The sequence below is a fragment of the Allobosea sp. Leaf344 genome, assembly GCF_001426225.1.
Classification (GTDB): Bacteria; Pseudomonadota; Alphaproteobacteria; order Rhizobiales; family Beijerinckiaceae; genus Allobosea.
In genome coordinates this window covers 386,931-405,894 of the sequence record NZ_LMRT01000001.1, presented here as the reverse complement: position 1 = coordinate 405,894, position 18,964 = coordinate 386,931, and the positions used below count along the sequence as shown (strand labels likewise).

The 18,964-nt window shown below is 67.3% G+C and carries 16 protein-coding genes; 7 read left to right on the top strand and 9 right to left on the bottom strand.

The genetic code is table 11. The features are described from left to right. From ASG72_RS01850 to ASG72_RS01835, 3 genes are all read right to left on the bottom strand, one after another. A complete protein-coding gene (locus ASG72_RS01850; RefSeq protein ID WP_056708131.1) occupies positions 1–1,095 on the bottom strand; it encodes a microcin C ABC transporter permease YejB in 1,095 nt (364 codons plus the stop codon). 352 nt (positions 1,096–1,447) lie between these two features. Next, on the bottom strand, positions 1,448–3,316 hold the full coding sequence (locus ASG72_RS01840; RefSeq protein ID WP_056708128.1) for an extracellular solute-binding protein: 1,869 nt from the start codon (positions 3,314–3,316) through the stop codon (positions 1,448–1,450). A gap of 169 nt (positions 3,317–3,485) precedes the next feature. Further along, on the bottom strand, positions 3,486–4,025 hold the full coding sequence (locus tag ASG72_RS01835) for a cytochrome c family protein (protein WP_056708126.1): 540 nt from the start codon (positions 4,023–4,025) through the stop codon (positions 3,486–3,488). 226 nt (positions 4,026–4,251) lie between these two features. Here ASG72_RS01835 and ASG72_RS01830 point away from each other — a divergent pair, with 226 nt between their 5' ends. Together ASG72_RS01830 and ASG72_RS01825 are read left to right on the top strand one after the other, a co-directional pair. Further along, positions 4,252–4,995 (top strand): 3-deoxy-manno-octulosonate cytidylyltransferase, encoded by a 744-nt coding sequence (locus ASG72_RS01830; protein ID WP_056708123.1) that lies wholly within the window; start codon positions 4,252–4,254, stop codon positions 4,993–4,995. A 5-nt stretch (positions 4,996–5,000) separates the two neighbouring features. Then, a complete protein-coding gene (locus ASG72_RS01825) occupies positions 5,001–5,855 on the top strand; it encodes a prephenate dehydratase (RefSeq protein ID WP_056708120.1) in 855 nt (284 codons plus the stop codon). A 103-nt stretch (positions 5,856–5,958) separates the two neighbouring features. Here ASG72_RS01825 and nudC read toward each other — a convergent pair whose 3' ends face one another. From nudC to ASG72_RS01805, 4 genes are read right to left on the bottom strand one after another with little or no spacing between them, the layout of a single operon-like run. Further along, on the bottom strand, positions 5,959–6,918 hold the full coding sequence (gene nudC / locus ASG72_RS01820) for an NAD(+) diphosphatase (RefSeq protein WP_056708117.1): 960 nt from the start codon (positions 6,916–6,918) through the stop codon (positions 5,959–5,961). A 56-nt stretch (positions 6,919–6,974) separates the two neighbouring features. Continuing rightward, a complete protein-coding gene (gene mmsB / locus ASG72_RS01815; protein WP_056708116.1) occupies positions 6,975–7,862 on the bottom strand; it encodes a 3-hydroxyisobutyrate dehydrogenase in 888 nt (295 codons plus the stop codon). 54 nt (positions 7,863–7,916) lie between these two features. Next, on the bottom strand, positions 7,917–9,065 hold the full coding sequence (locus ASG72_RS01810) for an isobutyryl-CoA dehydrogenase (RefSeq protein ID WP_056708115.1): 1,149 nt from the start codon (positions 9,063–9,065) through the stop codon (positions 7,917–7,919). A gap of 16 nt (positions 9,066–9,081) precedes the next feature. Further along, positions 9,082–10,578: a CoA-acylating methylmalonate-semialdehyde dehydrogenase gene (locus tag ASG72_RS01805; RefSeq protein ID WP_056708112.1), complete on the bottom strand. Its 1,497-nt coding sequence runs from the start codon at positions 10,576–10,578 to the stop codon at positions 9,082–9,084. Between the two features lie 120 nt (positions 10,579–10,698). Between ASG72_RS01805 and ASG72_RS01800 the strand changes: the two genes are divergently transcribed. Then, entirely contained in the window at positions 10,699–11,625 is a 927-nt protein-coding gene (locus ASG72_RS01800; RefSeq protein ID WP_082540107.1) for a LysR family transcriptional regulator, read from the top strand. 76 nt (positions 11,626–11,701) lie between these two features. Here the strand turns inward: ASG72_RS01800 and ASG72_RS01795 are convergent, their stop codons facing one another. Further along, positions 11,702–13,447: an ABC transporter permease subunit gene (locus tag ASG72_RS01795; RefSeq protein WP_244488660.1), complete on the bottom strand. Its 1,746-nt coding sequence runs from the start codon at positions 13,445–13,447 to the stop codon at positions 11,702–11,704. Between the two features lie 7 nt (positions 13,448–13,454). Continuing rightward, positions 13,455–14,435, bottom strand: coding sequence for an ABC transporter substrate-binding protein (locus tag ASG72_RS01790; RefSeq protein WP_056708110.1), 981 nt, complete (start codon positions 14,433–14,435; stop codon positions 13,455–13,457). Positions 14,436–14,682: 247 nt separating this feature from the next. Between ASG72_RS01790 and ASG72_RS01785 the strand changes: the two genes are divergently transcribed. From ASG72_RS01785 to tal, 4 genes are all read left to right on the top strand, one after another. Beyond that, positions 14,683–16,062 (top strand): ABC transporter substrate-binding protein, encoded by a 1,380-nt coding sequence (locus ASG72_RS01785; RefSeq protein ID WP_056708109.1) that lies wholly within the window; start codon positions 14,683–14,685, stop codon positions 16,060–16,062. A gap of 113 nt (positions 16,063–16,175) precedes the next feature. Beyond that, positions 16,176–17,051 (top strand): sugar ABC transporter permease, encoded by an 876-nt coding sequence (locus ASG72_RS01780; protein ID WP_200939896.1) that lies wholly within the window; start codon positions 16,176–16,178, stop codon positions 17,049–17,051. Beyond that, entirely contained in the window at positions 17,048–17,884 is an 837-nt protein-coding gene (locus ASG72_RS01775) for a carbohydrate ABC transporter permease (RefSeq protein ID WP_056708106.1), read from the top strand. Before ASG72_RS01780 ends, ASG72_RS01775 begins: the two co-directional genes overlap by 4 nt. A 104-nt stretch (positions 17,885–17,988) precedes the next feature. Then, a complete protein-coding gene (gene tal / locus ASG72_RS01770; protein WP_056708102.1) occupies positions 17,989–18,963 on the top strand; it encodes a transaldolase in 975 nt (324 codons plus the stop codon). Position 18,964: the final 1 nt, after the last annotated feature.

Genomic DNA, 18,964 nt, shown 5'->3' with positions numbered 1-18,964 from the left:
TCAGGCCTCCCGCGTGTCGAAATCGATGCGCGGATCGACCCAGGTATAGGTGAGGTCGGTGATGAGATGCACGATCAGCCCGATCAGCGAGAAGATGTAGAGATTGGCGAAGACGACCGGGTAATCCCGGTTGACGATCGCCTCGAAGGAGAGAAGCCCCAGCCCGTCCAGCGAGAAGATCGTCTCGATCAGCAGCGAGCCGGCGAAGAGCGCGCTGACGAAGGCGCCGGGAAACCCGGCGATCACGATCAGCATCGCGTTGCGGAAGACATGGCCATAGAGCACACCGCGCTCCGAAAGCCCCTTCATCCGCGCGGTCAGGACATATTGCTTGCGGATCTCATCCAGGAACGAGTTCTTGGTCAGCAGGGTCGAGGTGGCGAAGGCGCCCAGCGCCATGGCGGTGACCGGCAGGGCGATGTGCCAGAGATAGTCCACGGCCTTGCCGATCAGGCTGAGCTGCTCCCAATTGTCGGAATGCAGCCCCCTCAGCGGGAAGATCTGCCAGAAGGACCCGCCCGCGAACAGGACGATCAGCAGGATCGCGAACAGGAAGCCGGGAATGGCGTAGCCGACGATGACGACGGCGCTGGTCCAGGTATCGAAGCGCGAACCGTCCTTGACCGCCTTGCGGATGCCGAGCGGGATCGAAATGGCGTAGGACAGCAGCGTCATCCACAGGCCGAGCGAGATCGAGACCGGCAGCTTCTCCCTGATCAGCTGCAGCACCGGCGCGTCGCGGAAATAGCTGCGCCCGAAATCGAAGCGCGCATAGTCGCCGAGCATCTTCAGGAAGCGCTCATGCGCCGGCTTGTCGAAGCCGAACTGCTTTTCCAGCTCCTTGATGAAGGCCGGGTCGAGCCCCTGGGCGCCGCGATAGCTGCTGCCGGAATCGCCGCCGAGCTGCGCCCCGCTATCGCCGCCAGAGCCGCCGCCGACCCGGTCCGAGGCGTTGCCGCCCTGTCCCTGCAACTGGGCGATGACCCGCTCGACCGGGCCGCCGGGCGCGAATTGCACGATGACGAAGGAGATCAGCAGGATGCCGAACAGCGTCGGCACCATCAGCGCGATGCGCCTTGCGATATAGCTCAGCATGCGCGGGTCGCTCCAGGCTCGTGACCCGTCATTGCGAGCGCAGCGAAGCAACCCAGGGGGTGATCCACCGCGTCCCCCTGGGTTGCTTCGTCGCTGACGCTCCTCGCAACGACGGTGTAGGACCCCGTCATTGCGAGCGCAGCGAAGCAACCCAGGGGGTGGCCGACCGCGCGCCGCTGGCTTGCTTCGTCGCTATCGCTCCTCGCAATGACGGTTGAGGTCCCCGTCATTGCGAGCGTAGCGAAGCAACCCAGGGGGTGAGCGCCCACCGCCCGCCGCTGGGTTGCTTCGTCGCTGACGCTCCTCGCAATGACGGCAGGCCATGCGGGTGGCGTCGATCGCCTTGTCATGCTCACGCTTTCCCGATCCGCTTTGCCTTCTCGGCATCGTACCACCACAGCCCCGGCGCGCCCGACGAATATTTGGGCTTGGTCTGCGGGTGGTCGAACATGTTCCAATAGGCCAGCCATTCGCTGGCGTTCCACCACATCGGGATCCAGTAGCGGCCGGCCCGCAGCAGCCGGTCGAGGCATTTCGCCGCCACCACCACCTCGGCATAGCTGTCGGCCTGGCCGATGGCGTCGATCATCGCGTCGATCGCCGGGCTGGCGATGCCCCCGACATTGCGCGAGCCGCGGGTCTTGGCCGCCTGCGACCCGTAGACGATGCGCAGGGAATCGCTCGGGATGGCGCTGCCGCCCAGCGCCCGGCTGATGATGTCGAAATCGAACTCGTCCAGCCGGCGCTGATATTGCGAAGCGTCGACGATCCGCGACGTGGCGGTGATGCCGAGCCGCTTGAGATTGGCCTGGAAGGGCTGGGTGTGCGGCTGCAGCGCGCCCTGCGAATCCAGGAACTCGATCTCGAAGGGCTGGCCGTTCGGCAGCTTCAGCACATTGCCCTCGCGCTTGCAGCCGGCGGCGCGCAGCATCTCGTCGGCCCGGCGCAAGAGGGCGCGGTCGCTGCCGGAGCCGTCCGAGACCGGGGGCAGATAGGGTTCGCCGAAGACCTCCTCGGGCACCTGGCCGCGGAAGGGCTCGAGCAGCTTCAGCTCGTCCGGCGAGGGCTTGCCGACCGCCTTGGAATCCGAATTCTCGAAATAGGAGGTCATCCGGCTGAAGGACGAGAACATGATGTTCTTATTCGTCCACTCGAAATCGAAGCAGAGGCCGAGCGCCTCGCGAATCCGCGGATCCGCGAATTTCTCCCGCCGCAGATTGAAGATCCAGCCCTGGGAGCCCACGGGCTCGGTCTTCGGCAGCGCCTCCTTCTTGACCTTGCCCTCATGCAGCGCGGGAAAATCATAGCCCGTCGCCCAGATGCGCGAGGTGAACTCCTCCTGGAAGGTGATGACACCGCTCTTGAAAGCCTCGAACGCCACCTGCCGGTCGCGAAAATACTCCCAGCGCACCCGGTCGAAATTATTGGTGCCGATATTCACCGGCAGGTCCTTGCCCCAATAATCGGGCACGCGGTCGAACTCGATGAAGCGGCCCTGCTCGAAGCGCCCGACCTTATAGGGGCCGGAGCCGAGCGGCGGCTCCAGCGTCGAGGCCTCGAAATTGCGCGACGACCAGTATTTCTCCGAGAACACCGGCAGCCCGGCGACGATCAGATGCAGGTCGCGGCTGCGCTTCGGCGACAATGTCACCACGACCAGCTCCGGGCTCTCGGCCGCCACCGCGACAAGCTCGTTCAGGATCAGCCGGTAGGAGGGATGGCCCTTCGTCTTCAGCAGCAGCATCGAGAAGGCGACGTCGCCGGCCGTCACCGGCGAGCCGTCATGGAAACGCGCCTCGGGCCGCAGGCGGAAGCGGTAGGTCAGCCGGTCGGCCGAGACCGAGACGCTCTTCGCCAGCAGCCCGTAGAGCGCGCCCGGCTCGTCGCCGGAGCCGGTCATCAGCGTGTCGAAACAGGCGTCCATCCCCGCCGCACCATCGCCCTGCAGCACGAAGGTGTTGAGCGTATTGAAAGTGTCGAAGCTCTGATTGCCGCTGCCGCGCTTGATCTGCATGGTCAGCGTGCCGCCCTTGGGGGCTTTCGGATTCACATAGCCGAAATGCGGGAAATCGGCCGGCAGCCCCAATTCGCCGAAGGTCGAGAGACCATGGAGTTCGGCGCTTTCGGCGAAAGCGGGTCGAACAGATCGCGGCAAAGCGGCCGCAGCGGCCAGCAGGCCGCCGCTTTGCAGGACGCCGCGGCGTGTGGGGCGCTTCAACATCGGTCCCGTCTCCCGTGCGATTCGCGTCTCATTATGTCGCGAAGTGACCAAGACACCATGGGCAGTGCGCTGGCCTCGCGGCGGCAGCAAGGCGAGCGCATGAAAAAGCCGGGCGCAGGGGCCCGGCTGGGTCATATCGGCGTGCCGCCGGACTTCCGCCCGCGAGGGATCAGGGCTTCGGCAGCGGCTTCGGCGCATCCGCCAGCGTGTTGAGATAGGCGACGATGTCGGCGCGGGCATCGGGCTTGCCGACGCCGGCGAAGGCCATCGAGGTGCCGGGCAGATAGGCCTTGGGGTTCTTGATGAAGCCGTCGAGCTGCTCGGCCTCCCAGGCCTCGCCGGATTTGGACTTCATCGCGGCGGAATAGCCGAAGCCGGCGACGGACCCCTTCGGGCGGGCATAGACGTCGTAGAGATGCGGGCCGACCTTGTTGGCGCCGCCCTTCTCGAAGGTGTGGCAGGCCTTGCAGGCGCCGATCGCCTTCTCGCCGCGCGCCGGATCGGCCTTGGCGAGGCGCACCGCGATCGGCTCCTCGGCCGCGGCGGCCGGGCCGGCAGCCGCGGTGGTCGGCTCGTCGCTGGGCAGGTCGAAGCCGGGAACCGCCGGCTTCTTGGGCGCGAAGACGATGCCGGAGACCATGTTGAGACCCATCACCACGAGCAGCGTGGAGAGAACCGCGCCGGCAATCTTGTTGGCTTCGATATTCATCGCGTCCGAACCCTCGGGCCTGCGGGCGCGACAGCGCGGCAGGCTAGACAACGGCTTCGCCGAAGCCTGAAAAGCCCCGACACCCGCGCGTTGCTTAACCGCTTTGCGCGCTTCTTTGCAACTCGTATAAGCACCATCCGCTTTGAGACTTATTGACGCCTCCCCGCCGCTTACGCGCCGCCTTCGACGGTGGTCGCCCCTGCCATCCCCGCCGAGCTCCCTGCCGATGTCAGACCCGCTGATCCTGATCCCCGCCCGCATGAAGGCGACGCGCCTGCCCGGCAAGCCGCTGGCCGACATTCACGGCGAGCCGATGATCGTCCGCGTCTGGCGCAAGGCGGTGGCGGCCGGCATCGGCCCGGTCGCGGTCGCGACCGATTCAGCGGAGATCTGCGCGGCCGTGGAGGCCGCGGGCGGGCGCGCGGTGATGACCAGCGAGGCCCACCCCTCCGGCTCAGACCGCATCAAGGAAGCCGCCGACATTCTCGATCCCGACGGGCTTCACGACGTCATCGTCAATGTCCAGGGCGATTTCCCGACGCTCGAACCCGCGGCCATCGCCGCCTCGATCCTGCCGCTGTCGGACCCCGCGGTCGACATCGCCACTCTGGTCGGGCTGATCACGGAGGAGGAGGAGAAGACGGCGCCGAGCGTGGTCAAGCTGATCGGCAGCCCCGTCGCGCCGGGCCGGCTGCGCGCCCTGTACTTCACGCGCGCGACCGCGCCCTATGGCGAAGGGCCGCTCTACCACCACGTCGGCATCTACGCCTATCGCCGCCGCGCGCTCGACCGTTTCGTCGGCCTGCCGCAATCGACGCTGGAAAAGCGCGAGAGCCTCGAGCAGCTGCGGGCGCTGGAGGATGGCATGCGCATCGATGCGATGATCATCGACCATGTCCCGCGCGGCGTCGACACCCCGCCCGATCTCGACCGCGCCCGCGCGGTCCTCAAAACCGCCGCCGGAGCCTGAACACCATGTCCGTCATCGTATCCTACCAGGGCGAACCCGGCGCCTTCTCCTCGCAGGCGGCGCTGCAGGCCTTCCCGGATTGCCAGCTCCTGCCCTGCGCCACCTTCGAGGACGCGCTCGCCGCCGTCAGCGACGGCTCGGCCCGCTATGGCATGATCCCGATCGACAATTCGATCGCCGGCCGCGTCGCCGACATCCATCATCTCCTGCCGCGCTCGGGGCTGCACATCATCGGCGAGCATTTCCTGCCGATCCGCTTCCACCTGATGGCGGTGAAGGGCGCGACGCTGGCGACGCTGAAGACCGTGCAGAGCCATATCCACGCGCTCGGCCAATGCCGCAAGATCATCCGCAAGCTCGGGCTCAAGGCCGAGGTCGCGGCCGATACGGCGGGCTCCGCCCGGCAGGTGGCGGAAGCCGACGACCCGTCGCGCGCTGCGATCGCGCCGCATATCGCGGCCGAGGTCTACGGGCTCGAGATCCTGATGGAGGATATCGAGGACGAGAAGCACAACACCACGCGCTTCGTGATCCTCTCGAAATATCCGGAATTCGCGAGGCAGGGCACGGGCAAGATCGTCACGACGCTGATCTTCCAGGTCCGCAACCTCCCGGCCGCGCTCTACAAGGCGATGGGCGGCTTCGCCACCAACGGCGTCAACATGACCAAGCTGGAAAGCTACATGGTGGACGGGCATTTCGCGGCGACGATGTTCTATGCCGATGTCGAGGGTCACCCCGACGATCCGGCGCTGCGCCGCGCGCTCGACGAGCTCGCCTTCTTCTCCAAGGAGGTGAAGATCCTGGGGGTCTACCCGGCGCATCCGTTCCGCGAGAAGCTGGCGGAGGCGGGGGAGTAGGGGTTGGCGGCAGTTGGCGATCGGCAGTAGGCAGTAGGCAGTAGGCAGTAGGCAGTCGGCAATACAAGTCCGACTGCCGACTGCCCAATCCCGACTGCCCCCCTCACACCGCCCTCTCGCCTTCCAGCGCCCAGGCCTTCAGCAGCGTATTGGCGATCGCCATATGCGGCGGGCAGAAGAGATTGTCCGGATGCGTGCCCTCGAGCATCTGCAGCGCTTCCTGCCGGCTGAACCAGCGGCCGGCCTCGAGCTCCGTGCCGTCGAGCACGATGTCGTCGTTCAGCGCCTCGGCGAGGCAGCCGATCATCAGCGACGACGGGAAGGGCCAGGGCTGGGAGCAGAGATAGCGCACCGCGCCGGTGCGTAGTCCCGCTTCCTCCCAGGTCTCGCGGCGCACCGCGTCCTCGAAGGTCTCGCCGGGTTCGACGAAGCCGGCGATGCAGGAATACATCCCCGGCGCGAAACGCGATTGGCGGGCGAGCAGGCATTGGTCGCCGCGCGTCGCCAGCATGATCACCACCGGGTCGGTGCGCGGGAAATGCTGCGCCCCGCAGGCGGTGCATTGCCGCTTCCAGCCCGCGGCGCCGGGCTCCGTCGGGCCGCCGCATTGCGCGCAGAAGCGATGGCGGGCATGCCAGTCCAGCAGCGCCTTGCCTTCGCCGAGCGGCCCCAGCTCGTCCTTCGGCACCAGCCGCTTCAGCGCGACCGAGCGCAGATCCGTGACCAGGAGCTCCGGCCGCTCCCGCAGCTCATCGACCAGGGAGCGGTCGATCAGCCGGGCGAAACGCGGCGCGCCGGCCCCGTCGATCCCGAGAAACGCCTCTTCCAGCCCCGGGCCGAGCAGCTCGCTTTCGCCATGGCTGAACCAGACACTTTGCGTCTCACCGTCGAGCCGCTTCAGGATCGGCGTCTCTCCGGCGACCACCGCGATCCGCGTATCCGAGCGGTGGCGCAGGGCGGCCACGGCATCATGCGTGTCGCGGAGATCGGCGCGGCGGTCGAGAGGGCTGGTGGCGAAGCCGGTATAGGCCGAGCGTTCGCGGCGGCTGGAGCTGTCGGTCATGCTTCCGTCCTAGGATCAGCCGCGCCGCGGCGCAAGCGATCAGGACGCAAGGCCGCTCAGGCGCCGCTGCGCCCGCGCAGCATGTTGATGATGTCGGAGAAGTCGGCTCCGCCATCGGCCAGCGCGTTGTGCAGCCCGTAGAGCTGCGCGGCGGCGGCTCCCAGCGGCGTGCTGGCATTGACCGCCTGCGCCGCCTCCTGCGACAGCTTCATGTCCTTCAGCATCAGCGCCGAGGCGAAACCGGCCTTGTAGCCGTTATTGGCCGGGGAATTCGGCACCGGCCCGGGCACCGGGCAATAGGTGGTCAGGGACCAGCACTGGCCGGAGGAGGTCGAGGCAACGTCGTAGAGCGCCTGATGCGACAGGCCGAGCTTCTCGCCGAGAACGAAAGCCTCCGACACCGCCAGCATCGAGATGCCGAGGATCATGTTGTTGCAGATCTTGGCGGCCTGGCCGTTGCCGGCGCCGCCGCAATGCACGATCCGGCGCCCCATCCTGGCCAGGATCGGCTCGCCCAGCGCGAAGGCCTCCTCGCTGCCGCCGACCATGAAGGTCAGGCTCGCGGCCTTCGCACCGCCGACACCGCCCGAGACCGGCGCGTCGAGCGACAGGCAGCCGCGCTCGGCCGCCAGCGCATGTACCCTGCGGGCGCTGGCGACGTCGATCGTCGAGGAATCGATCAGCAGCGTGCCCGGCTTCACCGCCGGCAGGATGTCCTCCCAGACCGCGAGCACATGCTTGCCCGCCGGCAGCATCGTCACCACGATCTCGGCCTCGTCCACCGCCTGCCGAGCAGAGCCCGCGATGCCGACGCCGAGTTCGGCCGCGGCGTCCTGCGAGGCCTGCGACAGGTCGAAGGCGCGCACATCATGCCCGGCCTTGACCAGATTGCCGGCCATCGGGCCGCCCATATTGCCGAGGCCGATGAAGGCGATGACGGTCATGATGCTCTCCCCTTGCTCAGCCCGCGACGCGCCGCGGCCGCGGCGCTCACCGGCTCAATTGCCCTTGGCCCGCCCCACCAGGCCGCGCGCCACGATCATCCGCATCACCTCGTTGGTCCCCTCCAGGATCTGGTGGACGCGCAGGTCGCGGACGATCTTCTCGATGCCGTAATCGGCGAGGTAGCCATAGCCGCCATGGATCTGCAGCGCCTCATTGGCCGCTGCGAAGCCGGTATCGGTCGCGACGCGCTTCGCCATCGCGCAGAGCCGCGTCGCGTCCGGCGCCTTGGCGTCGAGTGCGGCGGCGGCCCGCCAGAGCAGGCTGCGCGCCGCTTCCAGCTCCGTCGCCATATCGGCCAGCTTGAACTGCAGCGCCTGGAAATCGGCGATCCGCGAGCCGAAGGCCTTGCGCTCCTGGGCATAGGCGAGCGCCTTGTCGAGCGCGGCCTGCGCGCCGCCGAGCGAGCAGGCGCCGATGTTGAGGCGCCCGCCATCCAGCCCCGCCATGGCGATCTTGAAGCCGATCCCCTCCGGCCCAAGCCGATTGGCCACCGGCACCCGGCAATTCTCGAAGATGACGGCGCGCGTCGGCTGGGCGTTCCAGCCCATTTTCCGCTCATTCGCGCCGAAGCTGAGCCCGGGCGTCCCCTTTTCGACGAGCAGGGTGGAGATCCCGCCGGGTCCGGGCTCGCCGGTGCGCACCATCACCACATAGAGGTCCGAGACGCCGGCGCCGGAAATGAACTGCTTCTGCCCGTCGAGCACGTAGTCATCGCCGTCGCGCACGGCTCTGGTCTTCAGCGCCGCGGCGTCCGATCCCGCGCCCGGCTCGGTCAGGCAATAGCTCGCCAGATGCTCCATCGAGCAGAGCCTGGGCAGGAAGGCGGCGCGCTGCTCGTCCGAGCCGTAGCGATCCACCATCCAGGCGCACATGTTGTGGATCGAGATATAGGCCGCCACCGTCGGGCAACCCAGCGACAGCGCCTCGAAGATCAGGGCCGCGTCGAGCCGCGACAGACCGGAGCCGCCGACATCCTCGCTGACATAGATGCCGCCCATGCCTAGCGCGGCCGCCGCCCGCATCTCCTCGACCGGGAAATGCTTCTCCTCGTCCCAGCGCGTCGCGTTCGGCGCCAGGGTCTCGGCGGCGAAGGCGGTGGCCATGTCCCGAATGGCGATCTGATCGTCGGTCAGGGAGAACATCGCCACCTCGCCGCCGTCAGTTCATCGTCGGGATGACGAAGCTGGCGCCGTCCTTGATGCCGCTCGGCCAGCGCGCCGTGACCGTCTTGGTCTTGGTGTAGAAGCGGATCGAATCCGGCCCGTGCTGGTTCAGATCGCCGAAGGAGGAGCGCTTCCAGCCGCCGAAGGTGTAATAGGCCAGCGGCACCGGGATCGGCACGTTGATGCCGACCATGCCGACCTGCACCTTCGAGGCGAAATCCCGGGCGGCATCGCCGTCCCGCGTGAAGATCGCGGTGCCATTGCCGTATTCATGGTCGTTGGTCAGGGCCAGCGCCTCGTCATAGGTCTCGGCCCGCACCACCGAGAGCACCGGTCCGAAGATCTCCTCCTTGTAGATGCGCATGTCCTTGGTGACGTTGTCGAACAGGCAGCCGCCGACATAGAAGCCATTCTCATAGCCCTGCATTTTGAAGTCGCGCCCGTCGACGACGAGGCTCGCGCCCTCCTCGATGCCGAGATCGACATAGGATCGGATCTTGTCCATCGCGGCTTTGGTCACCACCGGGCCGTAATCGGCGGAATTATCGGTGGATGGGCCAATCTTCAGGCTCTCGACGCGCGGGATCAAGCGCTTCACCAGCTCGTCCGCGGTCGCCTTGCCGACCGGGACGGCGACGGAAATCGCCATGCAGCGCTCGCCGGCCGAACCATAGCCCGCGCCGATCAGCGCATCGACCGCCTGGTCCATATCGGCGTCGGGCATGATCACCATGTGGTTCTTCGCGCCGCCGAAGCATTGCACGCGCTTCCCGGCCGCGCAGCCGCGCGCATAGATGTATTCCGCGATCGGGGTAGAGCCGACGAAGCCGACCGCCTTGATGTCCGGATCGTCCAGGATCGCGTCGACCGCTTCCTTGTCGCCATTGACGACGTTGAGGATGCCGGGCGGGCCGCCCGCCTCGATGAACAGCTCCGCCAGCCGCATCGGCACGCCGGGATCGCGCTCCGAGGGCTTGAGGATGAAGGCGTTGCCGCAGGCGATCGCGGGGCCGAGCTTCCAGAGCGGGATCATCGCCGGGAAGTTGAAGGGGGTGATGCCGGCGCAGACGCCGAGCGGCTGGCGCATCGAATAGATGTCGATGCCGGGGCCGGCGCCGTCGGTGAACTCGCCCTTCAGCAGATTGGGAATGCCGAGCGAGAACTCCACCACCTCGACGCCGCGCTGGATGTCGCCCTTGGCGTCGGCGATGGTCTTGCCGTGCTCGCGCGCCAGAAGCTCCGCCAGCTCGTCATTGTTCTGGGCGATCAGGTCGAGGAACTTCATCAGCACGCGGGCGCGGCGCTGCGGATTGACCGCCGCCCATTTCGGCTGGGCCTCGGCCGCGTTCTCGACGGCCGCACGCAATTCGGCCGGGGAGGCGAGCGCCACCTGGCCGATCACGCTGCCATCCATCGGCTGGTAGATGTCGGATGTCCGCCCCGATCTGCCGGCCACATGCTTGCCGCCGATGAAATGTCCGACCTGACGCATGGCGCGCTCCCGAGACGAGGACTGAACTGAAGATCTCCACCCCTACCATTCTCGTTTGCGCACGGCTATAGCGGTTGCGGGCGCAGGCCGGTGCGCAAACGCAAATATCGGGAGGGTGCCGTGGAGCGGTTCGACTGGGACGATCTGCGCTTCTTCCTGGCCGTCGCGCGCTCCGGCCGGCTGACGGCGGCGGCCCGCCGGCTCGGCGCCGATCACGCCACCGTCTCGCGCCGCATCTCCTCGCTGGAGGATTCGCTCAAGGCCAAGCTGTTCGAGCGCCGCCCGCAGGGCTACACCCTGACGGCACATGGCGAGCGTCTCCTGGCCAAGGCCGAGAGCATGGAGACCGAGGCGCTCGCCATCCAGAGCGATATCGGCGGGGCCGACATGGCGCTCTCCGGCACGGTCCGCATCGGCGCGCCGGACGGCTTCGGCTCGGTCTTCCTCGCGCCCAGGCTGGCGAGCCTCGCCGGCGCCTATCCCGGGCTCGAATTGCAGCTCATCGCCATGCCACGCCTGCTCTCGCTCTCCAAGCGCGAGGCCGATGTCGCGATCACGCTCGCCCCGCCGAAGGAGGGCAAGGTGGTGGCGCGAAAACTCGCGGATTATCGCCTCGGCCTCTATGCCAGCCGCGATTACCTCGCCTCGATGCCGCCGGTGCGGGCTCCGGAGGATCTCTTCGCGCATCGCATCGTCGGCTATATCGACGACCTCATCTTCACCCCCGAGCTGGATTATCTCGACGAGGTCGCCAAGGGGCTGCGGGCCCAGGTGCAGAGTTCGAGCGTGGTGGCGCAGATGAATGCGGTGGTCGCCGGGGCGGGCATCGGCGTAATCCATCATTTCATGGCGGAGGGAGAAGCGCGCCTCGTGCCGGTCCTGCCGGAGACGGTCTCGATCACCCGTTCCTTCTGGCTGCTGGTCCATGCCGATCTGAAGGATGTCGCGCGTGTCCGGGCGATCGTCGATTTCATCGTCCGCGAGGCCAGGTCGGCGCGCGCCTGCCTGATGGGCGAGCCGCGGCAGGAGCAGCGCGCGGCGGAATAGGGCAGGGCTGTCCCAGCACTTCGGCTCAGCGCTTCGGCGCGAGGCGCGGCCGGCTGCGTCCGGGCGCAGCGGGCCGTCACGGCCGCCAGGGCAGCACCGGCCCCGGCCAGCGCCGTGCCAGCGCGTCGAGCAGCAGCATCACGGCGAGGATCACCAGCGTCGCACTGAGCGCCACGGCCGCGGCCTCGCCGGCGAGGCCGGCTTCCTTCAGGCTGAACAGCACGACGCCCAGCGTCTCGGTGCCGGATGTCCAGAGCAGGGCCGAGACCGTCAGCTCGTTGAAGGCGACGAGGAACACCATCAGCCCGCTGACCAGCGCCGCCGGCGCCAGGATCGGCGCGATGACGTGGCGAAGCATCTGCCAGAGCGACGCCCCATCCAGCCGCGCCGCCTCCTCATGATGCTGCTCGAGCTGCGCCATCGCTGCCACCGGCGCCTTCAAGGCCAGCGGCAGGAAGCGTGCGACATAGGCGAAGAGGATGATGAAGGGCGTGGCGTAGAGGCTGATTCCGAGCAGCGGCAGCGGCTTGAGGAAGAGCAGGATGCAGGCGATGGCCAGCACCACGCCGGGCAGCGCGTAAGGCAGCTCGATGATGATCTCGACCATGCGCCGCCACCGGCCCATGCGCCGCTCGAGCCCATAAGCGAAGGCGATGGAGAGCAGCGCCAGCACCATGGCCGCCGTGCCGGCGAAGAGGAAGGAGTTGCGGAAGGCGCGGATCGTCACGTCCTGGCGAAACAGCACCTCCGCGAATTTCTCGAAGGTCAGGCTCTGCAGGGTCAGCGCCGCTCCCAGCGCCGGCGTCAGCGCCTCGCCGAGCAGCGCCAGCAGCGGCAGGCCGAGCTTCAGCGCCAGCAGCAGCCAGAGCAGGGCGGCGACCAGCGGCCTGGCCTTGCCGAGGCGCCAGAATGGCTGCAGCGGCCGGTCGATCTCCACCCGCCCGCCTTCGCGCCGCAGCGCCATCATCCCGGCGAGAATGCCGAGGCCGGCGACCAGCGCGACCAGCAGCGAGAGCGCCGCCGCCTCGCCGAGGCCAGCCGGGCCGAAGCTCGACAGCCGCCGGTAGATCAGCGTCGGCAGGGTGAGGTAGTTGACCGGCAGTCCGAGCAGCGCCGGAATGCCGAAATTGCCGATCCCGGCGACGAAGGCGAGCAAAGCGGCGGCCACGATCTGCGGCCGCAGCACCGGCAGCAGGATCCGGTGCAGGATGGTGGCGGGACCGGCCCCCTCCATCTCGGCCGCCTCGATCAGCGTATGCGGCACGCTGCGCAGGCCGCTCCACAGGGTGATCGCGACCAGCGGCGCATGGTGCAGCGCCATCACCAGGATGATGCCGCCGCGGCCGAGCAGCGGGTTCGGCGTGCCCGGCGGCGGTGCGAGGCCGATTGCGCCCAGGATCGCCGAATGCGGCGCCGCCAGGCTGAGGAAGGCCAGCGCCGCCACCTGCGGCGCGATCATCATCGAGAAGACGAAGGCGAAGGCGATGGCGCCCTTGCCGCGGAGATCGGTGACCGCCAGCACCAGCGCGACGCCGCCGCCGACCGCCAGCGCCCCCGCGGCCGAGAGCGCCGCCGTCTCCAGGCTGTGCAGCGTCGCGCGCCAGGCCGCGCGGCTTGCGATCTCCGCCAGCGCCGCCGCCGGCGCGAAGACGCCGCCCGGGGCGAGCGCGGCCCAGACCAGGCGCAGGAAGGGCAGGGCGCCGAGCAGGCATGCGCAGGCGACCAGCGCGATCGGCAGGCCCGACCCGGCCGGCGGGCGCCAGGCGGCCAGCCCCACCCGCCGAGGCTGCGGCCGCCACGCCGGACGCAGGGCGAGCGTCACGCCGGCATCACTCGAAGATCGCGGTGAAGCGTTTGCGCGCCGCGGTCTCGCCGGCGAGCGCCTTGGCCGCGTCGAACGGCATCAGGCTGATGGCGCTCCGGCCGGGATAGCCCGCCGGAAGGGCCACGTCCGGATGGGCGGCGACATAGCCCTGGCGCAAGGCGAGCGCCTGCCCGTCCCTGGACAGCAGGAAATCGACGAAGGCCTTGGCGGCCTGCGGATTGCGCGCGCTCTTCAGGATCGCCACCGGTTCGCTCACCGCCGACACGCCCTCGCTCGGGAAGACGAACTCCACCGGCGCGCCCTTGGCCTTTTCGCGGATCGGCATGAAGTCGACGATCATGCCATAGAGCTTCTCGCCGGTCGCGACCTGGCGCAGCACGTCGCCATTGCCACCGGCCGCGACCGCGCCGTTGCGCTGCAGCGCCTCGTAATAGCCCCAGCCCGCGGGAAGCGTGCCGGTCAGGGTGATCGCATGGATCAGCGCCGCGCCGGAGTTCAGCGGGCTCGGCATGACCAGCTGGTTTTTGGCCTCCGGCTTCGTCAGATCGCTCCAGCTCGTCGGCTTCAGCGGCGCCCTGGCGTTGTAGACGATGCCGGTGGTGATCAGCTTGGTGGCGAACCACGTCTTCTGCGGGTCGTGCAGCCCCGCCGGGTAGGCCGAGACATCCGCCTGCTCATGGGCCAGCAGCCGCCCCTCCGTCTTCAGCCCTTCCATCGTCATCGAATCGGCGATGAGCAGCAGGTCGGGCTGCGGCGAGCCGGCCTCGAACTCGGCCCGCAGCTTCGCCATGATCCGCGGCGTTCCGTCGCGCACGAAGCTGATCTCGACCTTGGGATGGGCCTGCCTGAACGCGTCGATCGTCTGCTGCGCATCGGTATTGGGCTGGCTGGTATAGAGCACGAGCTTGCCCTCGGCCGCGGTCGCGGCCTGTCCGAACATCAGCAAAGCCCCTGCGAAGGCTGCGAACACGATGTTGACGCGCATCGGGATTCTCCTGGACGGCCTGACACGGGCCTGCGCCCTGGGCGCCGCGGTTAGCGGGCTTGCATGACAGCATGGTGACCTGTCTTGGAGAGGCTGCGGCGCGCTGTCCACCCCGCCCGCATGATTTTCGCCATGCCTGCTTTTCTCGCAGCGGACCGTCTTGTTTGTTGCTGCCCACTTCGACTAGTGTCCCCAGCAAGGCGTTCTTAAAATGCCGGTTTTAAACGGTTTAATTGGGAGGTTTTCGATGAAGTCACTGCGTCACCTGGTTACCACGGCGGCTCTCGCCGCCCTGACGACGGGCTGGGTCGCCCCGGCCATGGCCCAGGAATCGATCACGGTCTGGTTCACCAAGGGCTTCTACAAGGGCGAGGACGATGCGCTGCTCGCCGTCGTCGACAAGTTCCAGAAGGCGACCAACGTCAAGGTCGACCTCTCGCTCTACGCCACCGAGGATTGCGTGACCAAGTCGGTCGGCGCGGTCGAGGCCGGTACGCCGCCGGATGTCGGCTTCTGCACCACCTATGATTTCCGCACTACCGGCAAATGGGCCTTCGAGGGCAAGCTCGAGGACGTCAGCGACGTTCTGGAGCCGCTGAAGGCGCAGATCCAGCCGCAGGCGCTGGCCACCACCTTCCTGATGAACGACAAGACCAAGAAGAAGGCCTATTACGCCTTCCCGGTCCAGCAGCAGATGATGCACATCACCTACTGGAAGGACATGCTGGAAGAGGCCGGCTTCAAGGAAAGCGACATTCCCAAGGGTTGGAACGGCTATTGGGACTTCTGGTGCGACAAGGTCCAGGCCGGGCTGCGCGCCAAGGGCAAGCGGATCTACGCCGTCGGCCATCCCATGGGCGTCGCCGCCTCCGACACCTTCTACTCCTTCCTGACCTTCGCCAACGCCTATGGCGCGCAGGTGGTGGATGAGGACGGCAAGATCGTGCTCGATCAGCCGAAGAACAAGGCGGCCATGATCGAGGCCGTGAAGTCCTACGCCAACATCCTGCAGCGCGGCTGCACGCCGCCCTCCTCGGTGAACTGGCTCGACCCCGACAACAACGTCGCCTTCCACAACAAGACGACGGTGATGACGCATAACGCGACCATCTCGATCGCGGCCAAGCATCTCGACGACATGAACAACCCCGCGCTCACCCAGGAGCAGCGCGATCAGGCCAAGAAGAACTATTACGACAACATCCGTACCGCCGAATTCCCGAACAAGCCGGACGGCAGCAAGATGACCAATCTCGCCGCGGTGAAGACCGCGGTGGTCTTCGCCGAGGGCAAGAACAAGAAGCGCGGCAAGGAATTCATGGCCTTCATGATGAAGGACGAGAATCTGCGTCCCTTCGTCGAGGGCTCCGTCGGCCGCTGGTTCCCCACCACGGTGGAGGCCGCCAAGGCGCCGTTCTGGACGGGTGACGATCCGCACCGCAAGATCGTCCAGAAGCAGTATACGGACGGGACGGTCCCCTTCCAGTTCGTGTACAACTACAAGTTCACGGCCGTGAACGCCGAGAACGTCTGGGCCAAGGCCGTCAACCGGGTGGTGCAGGACAAGATCGCGCCCGAGGCCGCGGTGGACGAGATGATCGCCCGCATCAAGCAGATCGCCGGCTGAGCCAGCGATCACGCGCCGAAACTGAGGCATCCCGCCGCCCTTGCGGCCGCGGGATGCCGACCCGTCTGAAAGTGGCGGCGACGCCAGGGAGTTGAGCGATGACAGCGACCACCATGGCCGCGCCACTGGCCCCGCCCAGCGCGGCGACATCCGGCCATACCCGCGACAGGGCGCTGTGGGGCGCCGTCATGCTGGCGCCTTACGTCCTCGTCTTCGCGGTGATGGTCGTCTACCCCGTGGCCTATGGGCTGTGGATCGGCCTCGATCTCAACGCCTATCGCAGGCTCTTCGCCGATCCGATCTTCCTGCGCACGGTGCTGAACACGATCATCTTCGTCTTCGTCGCCGTGAATTTGAAATTCCTGATCGCCCTGGCGCTGTCGGGCTTCTTCGTCGCCCAGCGCGCCTGGGTCCGCTTCGTCCTGGTGCTCTTCATCCTGCCCTGGGCGGTGCCGTCGATCCCGACCATCCTGTCCTTCCGGGTGATGCTCAACCCCGAGACGGGGATGGTGAATTCGCAGCTGTTCCAATGGTTCGGCATCGTCGAGGGCCCGGGCTGGCTCACCGATCCGACGCTCGCCTTCCTCTGCTCGATCATGGTGCATATCTGGAAGTCGCTGCCCTTCTGGACGCTGATCCTCGTTACCGGCCGCCTGGCCATCGCGCAGGATCTCTACGAGGCGGCGAGCGTCGACGGCGCCAGCCGCTGGCAGCAATTCCGCTTCATCACCTGGCCCTCGCTGGCGACGCTCTACGTCACCTCGACCATGCTTTCGATGATCTGGACGCTGGGCGACTTCAACAGCGTCTATCTGCTGACCGGCGGCGGTCCCGGCGACCTCAACCATGTGCTGGCGACGCTCGGCATCCGCTACATGCGCAACAATGCGCTCGACCTCGGCATCGCCTCGATCATCGTCGCCATGCCGCTGATCCTGCCGATGGTGTATTTCATGGTGAAGCGCCTCTCGAAGGGAGCTGACGCGTGAAAAAGATCATCGACGAGTCCAAGCTCATCCTGATCGCCATCCCCGTCCTGCTCTGGACGCTGCTGCCGATCTACCATCTCTTCGTGCTGTCGATCTCGAACCAGGAATCGATGCTGGCCGGCAAGCTCTGGCCTGATGACCCGACGCTCCAGAACTTCCAGATCGTCTTCAAGCAGCAGCATTATTACCTCACGAATTTCTGGCTGCAGATGTTCAACAGCTTCTTCATCGCGCTCGCGACGGGGTTGATCACGCTGTTCGTCGCCACCTGCGCCGCCTTCGCCATCGCGCGGCTGCATGTCCGCGGCGGCCGCTCGATCATGAACCTCGCGCTCGCCACCTATCTGATCCCGGCCGCCTTCCTGGCGATCCCGATGTACAAGGCGATGGGCACCTATGGGCTGCTCAACACGCAGACGGCGCTGATCCTGGCGATGGTCGCGCTGGCCTCGCCCTATGCGATCTGGGTGCTGAAGCAGGCCTCCGACAAGCTGCCCAAGGAGCTGGACGAGGCCGCAGTGATGGATGGCGCGACCTCGCTGCAGCTCTTCCGGCTGGTCTATCTGCCGCTGATGAAGCCTTCCATGGTGGTCATCGGCATCTATGCCCTGCTGCTCGCCTGGAACGAGTATCTCTACGCCTTCCTGCTGCTCTCCAGCGAAAAGGCGGTGCCGCTCGCCGTCGGCCTCGGCCTCTTCCTCTCGGCGGATGACGCGCCCTGGAACCTGCTGATGGCGGCCGGCCTGCTCTATGCGATCCCGCCCGCGGTCATCTATTACGGGTTCCGCAAGAACATGGTCGCCGGCCTGACCTCGGGCTCGGTGAAGAGCTGATTGAGCCGCCTGCGTGCGGCGCCGATCGCGCCGCCGCTCCCGCAATGCGCCGGAGCCTGGCCTGTCCAGATCCGGGACCGCCCGTTGCCAGCAGGATTAGCAGAATGACAGCCTCCAAGCTCGACCAGCTCCGCGAGATGACGACCGTCGTCGCCGATACCGGCGACCTCGAGGCGGTGCGCCGGCTGAAGCCGGTGGATTGCACCACCAACCCGACCCTGATCCTCAAGGCCGTGGAGACCCCGGCCTATGCGCATCTGGTCGAGGAGGCCGTCGCCTGGGGCAAAACCGCAGCCGCCGGCACCGGAGAACAGGCGGTGCATGCGGTCTGCGACCGGCTCGCGGTGACGTTCGGCGCCGAGCTCGCCGGCATCGTGCCGGGCCGCGTCTCCACCGAGGTCGATGCCGATCTCTCCTTCGACAGCGAGGCGACGATCGCCAAGGCGCGCGCCATCATCGCGGCCTATGAGGAGCGGGGCATCGGCCGCGAGCGCATCCTGATCAAGATCGCCTCGACCTGGGAGGGCATTCAGGCGGCCAAGCGCCTTCAGGCGGAAGGCATCGACTGCAATCTGACGCTGCTCTTCTCCCTGCCTCAGGCGGTCGCCTGCGCCGATGCCGACGCCTTCCTGATCTCGCCCTTCGTCGGCCGGATTCTCGACTGGCACGTCAAGGCGGGCGGCGGCCCCTACACCGCCGAGACCGATCCCGGCGTCGTCTCGGTGCGCAGCATCTACGCCTATTACAAGGCGTTCGGCATCAGGACGGTGGTGATGGGCGCCTCCTTCCGCAATATCGGGGAGATCGAGGCGCTGGCCGGGTGCGACCGCCTGACCATCGGCCCAGGGCTGCTGGACGAGCTGGCCGCAGCGACCGGCGATCTGCCGCGCAAGCTCTCGCTGGCGGCCTCGCCCGCCGCGAGCGACCGCTGGGCCTCGAAGCTGGTGCTCGATGAAAAGGCCTTCCGCTTCGCCATGAACGAGGATGCGATGGCGACGGAGAAACTGGCCGAAGGCATCCGCGGCTTCGTCAAGGATCTGCGCAGCCTGCGCAAGCTGGTCGCCGCGAAGCTCGTCTGAG

What these genes read in the sequence shown, in the direction of transcription:
- ASG72_RS01850 (WP_056708131.1), bottom strand. Translation starts at nt 1,095, where the DNA reads ATGCTGAGCTATATCGCAAGGCGCATCGCGCTGATGGTGCCGACGCTG.
- ASG72_RS01840 (WP_056708128.1), bottom strand. Translation starts at nt 3,316, where the DNA reads ATGTTGAAGCGCCCCACACGCCGCGGCGTCCTGCAAAGCGGCGGCCTG.
- ASG72_RS01835 (WP_056708126.1), bottom strand. Translation starts at nt 4,025, where the DNA reads ATGAATATCGAAGCCAACAAGATTGCCGGCGCGGTTCTCTCCACGCTG.
- ASG72_RS01830 (WP_056708123.1), top strand. Translation starts at nt 4,252, where the DNA reads ATGTCAGACCCGCTGATCCTGATCCCCGCCCGCATGAAGGCGACGCGC.
- ASG72_RS01825 (WP_056708120.1), top strand. Translation starts at nt 5,001, where the DNA reads ATGTCCGTCATCGTATCCTACCAGGGCGAACCCGGCGCCTTCTCCTCG.
- nudC (WP_056708117.1), bottom strand. Translation starts at nt 6,918, where the DNA reads ATGACCGACAGCTCCAGCCGCCGCGAACGCTCGGCCTATACCGGCTTC.
- mmsB (WP_056708116.1), bottom strand. Translation starts at nt 7,862, where the DNA reads ATGACCGTCATCGCCTTCATCGGCCTCGGCAATATGGGCGGCCCGATG.
- ASG72_RS01810 (WP_056708115.1), bottom strand. Translation starts at nt 9,065, where the DNA reads ATGTTCTCCCTGACCGACGATCAGATCGCCATTCGGGACATGGCCACC.
- ASG72_RS01805 (WP_056708112.1), bottom strand. Translation starts at nt 10,578, where the DNA reads ATGCGTCAGGTCGGACATTTCATCGGCGGCAAGCATGTGGCCGGCAGA.
- ASG72_RS01790 (WP_056708110.1), bottom strand. Translation starts at nt 14,435, where the DNA reads ATGCGCGTCAACATCGTGTTCGCAGCCTTCGCAGGGGCTTTGCTGATG.
- ASG72_RS01785 (WP_056708109.1), top strand. Translation starts at nt 14,683, where the DNA reads ATGAAGTCACTGCGTCACCTGGTTACCACGGCGGCTCTCGCCGCCCTG.
- ASG72_RS01780 (WP_200939896.1), top strand. Translation starts at nt 16,176, where the DNA reads ATGGCCGCGCCACTGGCCCCGCCCAGCGCGGCGACATCCGGCCATACC.
- tal (WP_056708102.1), top strand. Translation starts at nt 17,989, where the DNA reads ATGACAGCCTCCAAGCTCGACCAGCTCCGCGAGATGACGACCGTCGTC.